Source organism: Roseovarius halophilus (ex Wu et al. 2025) (assembly GCF_047086965.1).
In genome coordinates this window covers 1-8,041 of the sequence record NZ_JBKOTX010000217.1, presented here as the reverse complement: position 1 = coordinate 8,041, position 8,041 = coordinate 1, and the positions used below count along the sequence as shown (strand labels likewise).

The following is an 8,041-nucleotide window of genomic DNA, read 5'->3' as shown; positions in this document are numbered from 1 at the left end:
GCACGGTCAGCGTCGCGCGCCCGTCCAGCCGCGAGACGCGCAACGTCAGCCGCCGCGCTCGCGCGTTGCGCCGCACGACGACCTCGACCGAGGGGTTGCCTTCAAGCACAAGACGGCCCATATGCGCCCTTCACGAAATGCCCGCGTGTTAGCCTTTGACACGCCAAATAGCTTATGGCAGGGGACGGCGATCACGCCAAGTGCTGCCATATCGCACAGAGGAATCAAAGATGCCCAAGGAAGAATGGGGAACCAAGCGGGTGTGCCCGACAACCGGGAAACGGTTCTATGACCTGAACGCCAATCCCATCGTCAGCCCCTATACGGGCGAGGTGGTCCAGGTCGAGACAGGCAAGACCCGCACCATGGTTGCCGATGCCGCGGACGCCCAGTCGAAGAAAGCCGAGGAAAAGACCTCGGACGACGAGGAAATCGTCCTCGACGACAGCGAGGAAGAGTCCGGCGCCAGCCTGGGCGACGATGTGCTGGAGGATGACGACGGCGACGACAATGTCTCGCTCGACGATCTGACAGACGTGGCCGCGCCCAACGACGATACCTGAAGCCACGAAGGAAATTGGCGCAGGCGGGACTTTTCGCTTGATCTCGCCCGCGCCCGTGCTTAGAGAGCACCACGTCGCCACAAGGTGACAACAATATCGGGGCCTTAGCTCAGCTGGGAGAGCGCTTGCATGGCATGCAAGAGGTCAGGGGTTCGATCCCCCTAGGCTCCACCAAAACCCCCGCCAAGTTTTCTGAAAAGCCTGATTTTGGACGCCTCGAAACCGCGGCATGCGGACCATTGTGCAGGCTGCCATACGAACAGTGACTGCGCGAAAAACCAGGCGAGGCGCTCTCACGCCGGTGCGGCCTTGCATGGAGCACCTCCGGGCACGTTCGGTCAGAGCGCGAAAATGGCGTGCATTCCGCTGCTCTCGCGCCACGCCCGCTAATCGGCGTCGCTGGCCTCGGCCCCCTCCCCCACCTGATCGGTCGCCATATCGGTTCCGTCCCGGCTGACAAGGGCACCGTCGCGCCATTCGCCCTGTTCGACCTCGCCGGTGGCATAGGTCATGGTACCTTCGCCCTGACGGCGGCCGGACCGGAACGTGCCTTCGTAGACATCGCCGTTGGCATAGGTGGCCACGCCCTGGCCGCTGATCTCGCCCTGCTGCCATTCGCCCTCGTAGACGAAACCGTCGGCCATGGTGATCTTGCCGGTGCCGTGACGCTGGCCATCGACGAATTCGCCCTCATAGACAGTGCCATCGGCATAGGTGGCGGTGCCTGTACCGTTTCGCTGCCCGTTCGCCCATTGCCCGGTGTAGGTGTATCCGTCGGGGTAGGTCATGGTGCCCTGCCCGTGGGTCTGGCCGTCCTTGAAGGTGCCCTCGTAGACCAGATCGTCGGCATAGACAGCCATACCTTCGCCGTGAATCACGCCGTTTTTCCATTCCCCCTCGTAGGTGGACCCGTCGGGATAGGTGATCTTGCCCGTGCCATGGGCAGTGTCATCCTCGAGCTCGCCCACATAGGTCGAGCCGTCGGGATAGGTCACCTCACCCTCGCCCTCGATCTGGCCCTCGGACCACTGGCCGACGTAGCGATAGCCATCGGTCCCGGTGAAGGTCCCCTGTCCATGGCGCATGTCGTCCTTGAAATCGCCTTGGTAGACGTCGCCGTTGGCGAAGGTGACAGTGCCCTCGCCCGCGCGCTTGCCTGCCACCAGGTCGCCCTCGTAGATGTCGCCGTTGGGCTGGATCAGGCGCCCCGCGCCCTCGATCTGGCCATCTTCCCAGGTGCCTTCGTAGACCAGACCGTCGGGCATGGTCAGCTTGCCCTCGCCCTCGCGGGTGCCGTCGACCAGGGTGCCCTCGTAGACCGCGCCGTCGGGGTAGGTGATGCTGCCGACGCCCTCCTTGACGCCGTTGACCCAGGCCCCGTCATAAAGATAGCCATCCGGGCCGCGCATGACCCCCTGGCCATGGTGCATGGCATTGCGAAACGCGCCCTCATAGACGACCCCGTTTGCGTAGCGGGCGATGCCGCGGCCGGTGATGTTGCCCTCGGTCCAGTCGCCCTCGTATGTGCCGCCATCGGCAAAGGTGATCTTGCCGGTGCCATGCGGCTTGCCGTCGGCGAATGCGCCCTCGTAGACCGATCCGTTGGGAAATTCTGCCGTGCCTTCGCCGCGGATCTCACCCTCGAACCACTCACCGGTATATTCATAGCCATTTGGCAACTGGTAGGTGCCCTGACCGTGCTGGAGGCCATTCAGGAACTGCCCCTCGTAGACGCCGCCATCGTCGTATTGCTTGGTCTGCACCGACTGCGCCCCGGCGGGCAGGGCGACCATCGCGCACAGCGTGGCGGCAAGGGTGTGATGCGTCTTGGTGCGCGGCATGATGGGCAGCTCTCTTTGCGGATATACCAGTGCAGCGTAATCAGCCCGGCCCCACAAGACAACGGAGAAACCGGCCCGACTTCGGCCATTCGGCTTCACCTTGCCCGTCGATCTGCTACATGGGCCAAAGGACTGACCAAGGGTGTTCCACATGGCCGACCGTTTCCGCCTGACCATGGCGCAGCTCAATCCCACCGTGGGCGATGTCGCGGGCAATGCCGCCAAGGCGCGCGCCGCCTGGCAAAGCGGCCGGGATGCGGGTGCCGACATGGTCATGTTGCCCGAGATGTTCATCACCGGCTATCAGCCGCAGGACCTGGTGTTGAAACCGGCCTTCGTGCGCCGCTCTGTCGAGGCCGTCGAGGCGTTGGCAATGGACTGTGCCGACGGGCCGATCCTGGGCATTGGCGGGCCGCTGCCCGAAGCGACCAAGCTTCACAACACCTATTTCATCCTCAAGGACGGGCGCGTCCACGCCACGACGCGCAAATATTTCCTGCCCAATTTCAACGTCTTCGACGAGGTTCGCGTGTTTTCTCGCGGGGCCATGCAGGGGCCCTGGGATGCCGGGCCGCTGCGCATCGGCACGCCGGTCTGCGAGGATGCCTGGTATCCGGACGTCTGCGAGGCCATGGCCGAGAGCGGGGCGGAATTGTTGCTCGTGCCCAACGGCAGCCCCTATTTTCGCGACAAGCGCGAGGTGCGGATGAACCAGATGGTGGCGCGTGTGACCGAATGCGATCTGCCGATGGTCTATCTGAATACCGTGGGCGGGCAGGACGACCAGGTCTTCGACGGCGGCTCTTTCGTACTGAACCGGCACGGTGCCCTCGCGATGCAGATGGCGCATTTCGCCGAAGAGATCGCCCATGTGGATTTCACGCATGACGGCGCGGGCTGGTGCGCAGCGCCGGGCGAGATGACCCCTGTGCCCGACAGCCTGGAACAGGACTACCACGCCATGGTCCTGGCGCTGCGCGATTACATGGGCAAGACCGGCTTCGGGAAAGTCGTGCTGGGCCTGTCAGGCGGGGTGGACTCGGCGGCCGTGGCGGCGATCGCCGTGGATGCGCTGGGGCCCGAGAACGTGCGCTGTGTCATGCTGCCGTCGGAGTATACCTCAGAGGCCTCCCTCGACGATGCGAGGGCCGCCGCCCGTGCGCTGGGTGTGCGCTACGATACCGTGCCCATCGGCGCGGTGCGCGATGCGGTGACCGACACACTGGCCCCGCTTTTCGAGGGGCTGGCCGAGGACGTGACCGAGGAGAACATCCAGTCACGCATCCGTGGCCTGCTGCTCATGGCGCAGTCGAACAAGTTCGGCGAGATGCTGCTGACCACGGGGAACAAGTCCGAGGTCGCTGTCGGCTATGCCACGATCTATGGCGACATGGCCGGAGGCTATAACCCGATCAAGGATCTTTACAAGACGCGGGTCTTCGAGATCTGCCGCTGGCGCAATGCTACTCACCGCCCCTGGATGAAGGGCCCCGCGGGCGAGGTCGTGCCGGTGGCGATCATCGATAAACCCCCCTCGGCCGAGTTGCGCGCGGATCAGAAGGACAGCGACAGCCTGCCCGATTACGAGGTGCTGGACGACATCCTGCAGATGCTTGTGGATGACGAGGCCAGCGTCACCGATTGCGTGGCCGCGGGTTATGACCGCGATATGGTCAAGAAGATCGAGCACCTGCTCTATATCAGCGAATACAAGCGATTCCAGTCCGCCCCCGGGCCGCGCCTGTCGATGAAGGCCTTCTGGCTGGACCGGCGCTATCCCATCGTGAACCGATGGCGTGACGAGGGCTGAAAGCCCAGGCGCGGTTCAAGGGCGATTTTTGATATTCGTGCACCAGCGCACAGCGGTTGCGGAGCCATGTGCGACGACATCGCGCGCGTTCATCCATAGGTATGCAGCAAGCAGAAACAGCGCTGCAAGGAGCCTGCAATGACCACTCCCAAGATCACGATCATCTACTACTCGACCTACGGCACGAACTACGGCGTCGCCCAGACCGCTGCCAAGGCCGCCCAAGAGGCTGGCGCCGAGGTCCGTCTGCGCCGCGTGCGTGAAACCGCCCCGGCCGAGGTCGTGGCCGGGCAGGACGCCTGGCAAGCCGCTGCCGAGGCGCAATCCGATGTCCCCGAGGCCAGCCTCGCCGACGTGGACTGGGCCGACGGTCTGTTCTTCTCTTCGCCCACGCGCTTTGGTACCGTGACAAGCCAGATGCGTGCCTTCATCGACACGCTGGGTCCGCTCTGGATGGAGGGCAAACTGGTCGACAAGGCGGTGACGGCGACCACCTCCAGCCAGAACCCGAATGGCGGTGCGGAATCCACGCTGCTTGGTTTCTACACCACCTTCATGCACTGGGGCGCGATTCTCGTGGTGCCGGGTTATACCGACGGCGTGAAGTTCGAGGACGGCGGCAATCCCTACGGGTTTTCCACCACGCCGGGTGAACTGGGCGATATCGGCCAGCGATCGGTTGCGCATCAGGCCAAGCGCCTTGTTCAGATTTCGGCCAAACTGGCCGGCTGAAAAAGGCCACATCTGCCGGGGCCAACCCCCTGCAACAGGCGCGTCGGAGGACCGGCGCGCCTGTTATGCGTCGGGCCTACAGAACCTCGACTTGCGTCTTCTCCAGCAGCGTCTCGAAATCCTGCGGCAGGCAAAGCTGCGTGCCCTCGGTCATGCAGGCGGCCGAGGCGGCGGCCGAGCCCCGGCGGAAGGCCTCTTCGATCGGGTGATCCTCGGACAGGGCCATGACGAAGCCACCGACAAAGCTGTCGCCCGCGCCGACGCGGCTGCGCACGGTGACATTGGCGGCGTTGACCCGCAGCTTGCGGGTGCCATCGGCCAGGACCGACCCGTCACTGCCCCGGGCAACGATGACCAGTTGCGCCGCCCCCTGCTTGACCAGGCGCTCGGCGAAGGCGGCGCTGTCTGCGCGGCTGCGCAGGGGGCGGCGGGCCAGGGTCTCGGCCTCGTGGCTGTCCATGCGCAGCAGGAAGGGTGGGGTGTCCTGCCCGGCGGCCAGATGCGCCAGCGCGGGGCCCGAGGTGTCCAGCACGACCCGCGCGCCGGTTTCGCTGACGTCCCGGCAGATACGGGCGTAGAGGTCGGGCGAGGCGCCATGCGGCCCGCTGCCCGACAGGACGATATAGCCGTCACGCGTGGCGCTGTCGCGGATCGCATCGCGGGCCCGCTGGATGTCCTCGCCCGTCCAGTCGGGACCGGGCAGCATGAAGCGGAACTGCTCGTTGGTGCTCAGGTCCGTGACGGCGAGGCTCTGGCGGGTTTCGCCGGGGGCTGCGTGAACGACGATGTCGAGGCCGGTCTTGCGCAGCAGGTGTTCCAGCGCGGTGCCGGTGTCGCCCCCCAGCGCGACGAAGGCCTTGGAGGCCCCGCCCAGCTGGTGGATGGCGCGCGAGACGTTCAACCCGCCTCCGCCCGGGTCCGTCTCGGGCGGGCCGCAGCGCATCTTGGCATCCGGAATCATCTGCGCGACCGAGGTCGACAGATCAAAGGCCGGGTTGAGGGTAACGGTGAGAATATCGTGCATCAGGCGCCTCCTGTTGGCGCTAACGTAGCCCGAACCGGCCCCTGTTGCCAAGGCACCGCCTCCGGGCCGCCGCCTTGGGCGATGCCGCAAATGGGCCCGCGCGTCTGCAGAGGCCGTGCCCCGGATCGGCACTCATTCCCACCAACGGTCTATCGCGGCAATATCACCGTCGGACCAGCCGAAATGATGGGCGAATTCATGGACGGTGACATGGGCGACAAGGGCCTCGAAGGTCACGTCGCGGTCGTCCAGCTCCATCAGGATGGGCTGTCGGAACAGCCAGACGATGTCGGGCCCAAGGGGCAGATCGTTGCTGGATTTCTCCGTCAGCGGGATGCCGTCATACATTCCCGTGATCTCTTCGCGCTGGGCCTGGGGGTCGTCTTCCGGGTCCAGCAGGTGATCGGGCAGCCAGTCTGCCGCCTGGATCGCGACGTCCTGCGCCAGTGCGGCAAAGGGCGCGGGCAGGGTGGCGACGGTCTCTCGGGCGATCTCTTCGATCCGGGCAAGGCTGGGCGTTTCCATGCGCCCCGATATGGACAATTCCGCCCGGCTGTGAAAGAGCCTGCGCCCTGAATAGGAGAGCCCCATGACCACCACCCGCTTTGCCCCGTCGCCCACGGGCTACCTGCATATCGGCAACCTGCGCGCGGCGCTGTTCAACTACTGCATCGCGCGCCAGGCAGGCGGGGACTTCATCCTGCGGATCGACGACACCGACCCGGAACGTTCGGACGAGGCCTATGTCGAGGCGATCAAGGAAGACCTGGCCTGGCTGGGCCTGACCTGGGACCGGGTGGAGCGCCAGTCCGAGCGGCTGGACCGCTACGCCGCGGCCCGGGACAGGCTGATCGAGATGGGCCGGCTCTACGAGTGTTTCGACACCCCCGGCGAGTTGGACCTCAAGCGCAAGAAGCAGATGAACATGGGCCGCCCGCCAGTCTATGACCGTTCGGGGCTGACCCTGACCGAGGCGCAGAAGAAGGCCTATCGTGACGAGGGGCGCAGGGGCCATTGGCGCTTCAAGCTGGATCACGAGCGGATCGAATGGGCCGACGGGATCCTCGGCGACATCTCCATCGATGCGGCCAGCGTCAGCGACCCGGTGCTGATCCGCGGCGACGGGCAGGTGCTCTATACCCTCGCCTCTGTCGTGGACGACACCGAAATGGGGATCACCGATGTGGTGCGCGGCTCGGACCACGTGACCAACACCGCGACCCAGATCCAGATGATGCAGGTGCTGGGTGGGGCCGTTCCGAATTTCGCGCATCACTCGCTGTTGACCGGACCGCAGGGCGAAGCGCTGTCGAAACGCCTCGGCACCCTGGCGCTGCGCGATCTGCGCGCGCGGGGCATCGCGGCCATGGCCGTGAATTCGCTGATGGCGCGGCTGGGGTCCTCGGACCCGGTGGAGTTGCGCGAGACCATAGAGGAGGTCGTCGAGGGGTTCGACCTGTCCAGGTTCGGCAGCGCACCTACGAAGTTCGATAGTGAGGACCTGGTGCCGCTGACCCATCGCTGGCTGGCCGCGCGCCCCTTCTCGCAGGTCGAGACCCGCGTGCGGGAACTGGGCGTGCCGGAGGACCTGGCCGAAGTCTTCTGGGAGGTGGTGCGCGAGAACATTGACACGCTCGACGACATGGCCGGCTGGTGGCAGCTGTTTTACGAGGGCCCCACGCCCCAGGTCGCCGAGGAGGACGCGGACTTCGTCGAGACCGCGCTGGGCCTGCTGGGCGATCCGCCCTACACGTCCGAGACCTGGAGCGATTGGACCGCGGCGGTCAAGGCGGCCACGGGTCGCAAGGGCAAGGGGCTGTTCATGCCGCTGCGCCGAGCGGTCACGGGCATGGATCGCGGCCCCGAGATGGCACAGGTCATGCGCCTGATGCAGGTCAAGCCAAAGGTCTGAGGGGGGCGGGGGGGGGGGGGGGGGGGGGCGGCGGGCCGCGGCCCCCCCCCCCCCCCCCCCCCCCGGTGCCAGTTGCCTGCGTCATCATCCGGCTTGACCGGATGATCTCTTGGCCGGAGATCCCCGGGTCAGGCCCGGGGATGACCAGCAAAAGGAACG

Annotated in this window: 7 protein-coding genes and 1 tRNA gene; 5 read left to right on the top strand and 3 right to left on the bottom strand. The window is 65.8% G+C overall.

The genetic code is table 11. The features are described 5' to 3' along the window. Positions 1–230 precede the first annotated feature (230 nt). On the top strand, positions 231–563 hold the full coding sequence (locus ACH107_RS27240; protein ID WP_310692234.1) for a TIGR02300 family protein: 333 nt from the start codon (positions 231–233) through the stop codon (positions 561–563). A 98-nt stretch (positions 564–661) separates the two neighbouring features. Then, positions 662–737: transfer RNA gene (locus ACH107_RS27235), tRNA-Ala, on the top strand. 212 nt (positions 738–949) lie between these two features. On the opposite strand, the gene ACH107_RS27230 is transcribed toward ACH107_RS27235, so the two are convergent. Continuing rightward, complete coding sequence (locus ACH107_RS27230; protein WP_412508818.1) at positions 950–2,404, bottom strand: MORN repeat-containing protein; 1,455 nt, start codon at positions 2,402–2,404, stop codon at positions 950–952. A 151-nt stretch (positions 2,405–2,555) separates the two neighbouring features. Here ACH107_RS27230 and ACH107_RS27225 point away from each other — a divergent pair, with 151 nt between their 5' ends. Both ACH107_RS27225 and ACH107_RS27220 read left to right on the top strand, forming a co-directional pair. Then, positions 2,556–4,214 carry an NAD+ synthase gene (locus ACH107_RS27225; RefSeq protein ID WP_310692033.1) on the top strand — a complete coding sequence of 553 codons (1,659 nt, stop codon included), beginning with the start codon at positions 2,556–2,558 and terminating at the stop codon, positions 4,212–4,214. Between the two features lie 138 nt (positions 4,215–4,352). After that, on the top strand, positions 4,353–4,946 hold the full coding sequence (locus ACH107_RS27220; RefSeq protein WP_412508817.1) for an NAD(P)H-dependent oxidoreductase: 594 nt from the start codon (positions 4,353–4,355) through the stop codon (positions 4,944–4,946). Between the two features lie 76 nt (positions 4,947–5,022). Here the strand turns inward: ACH107_RS27220 and ACH107_RS27215 are convergent, their stop codons facing one another. Then, entirely contained in the window at positions 5,023–5,970 is a 948-nt protein-coding gene (locus ACH107_RS27215; RefSeq protein WP_412508815.1) for a 1-phosphofructokinase family hexose kinase, read from the bottom strand. Positions 5,971–6,102: 132 nt separating this feature from the next. Beyond that, a complete protein-coding gene (locus ACH107_RS27210) occupies positions 6,103–6,495 on the bottom strand; it encodes a metallopeptidase family protein (RefSeq protein WP_412508820.1) in 393 nt (130 codons plus the stop codon). 64 nt (positions 6,496–6,559) lie between these two features. On the opposite strand from ACH107_RS27210, the gene gltX reads away from it, so the two are divergent. Continuing rightward, the gene (gltX, locus tag ACH107_RS27205; RefSeq protein ID WP_412508814.1) at positions 6,560–7,882 is read left to right on the top strand and encodes a glutamate--tRNA ligase; all 1,323 of its coding nucleotides are present in this window, start codon (positions 6,560–6,562) and stop codon (positions 7,880–7,882) included. Positions 7,883–8,041: the final 159 nt, after the last annotated feature.

What these genes read in the sequence shown, in the direction of transcription:
- ACH107_RS27220 (WP_412508817.1), top strand. Translation starts at nt 4,353, where the DNA reads ATGACCACTCCCAAGATCACGATCATCTACTACTCGACCTACGGCACG.
- ACH107_RS27225 (WP_310692033.1), top strand. Translation starts at nt 2,556, where the DNA reads ATGGCCGACCGTTTCCGCCTGACCATGGCGCAGCTCAATCCCACCGTG.
- ACH107_RS27230 (WP_412508818.1), bottom strand. Translation starts at nt 2,404, where the DNA reads ATGCCGCGCACCAAGACGCATCACACCCTTGCCGCCACGCTGTGCGCG.
- ACH107_RS27240 (WP_310692234.1), top strand. Translation starts at nt 231, where the DNA reads ATGCCCAAGGAAGAATGGGGAACCAAGCGGGTGTGCCCGACAACCGGG.
- ACH107_RS27210 (WP_412508820.1), bottom strand. Translation starts at nt 6,495, where the DNA reads ATGGAAACGCCCAGCCTTGCCCGGATCGAAGAGATCGCCCGAGAGACC.
- gltX (WP_412508814.1), top strand. Translation starts at nt 6,560, where the DNA reads ATGACCACCACCCGCTTTGCCCCGTCGCCCACGGGCTACCTGCATATC.
- ACH107_RS27215 (WP_412508815.1), bottom strand. Translation starts at nt 5,970, where the DNA reads ATGCACGATATTCTCACCGTTACCCTCAACCCGGCCTTTGATCTGTCG.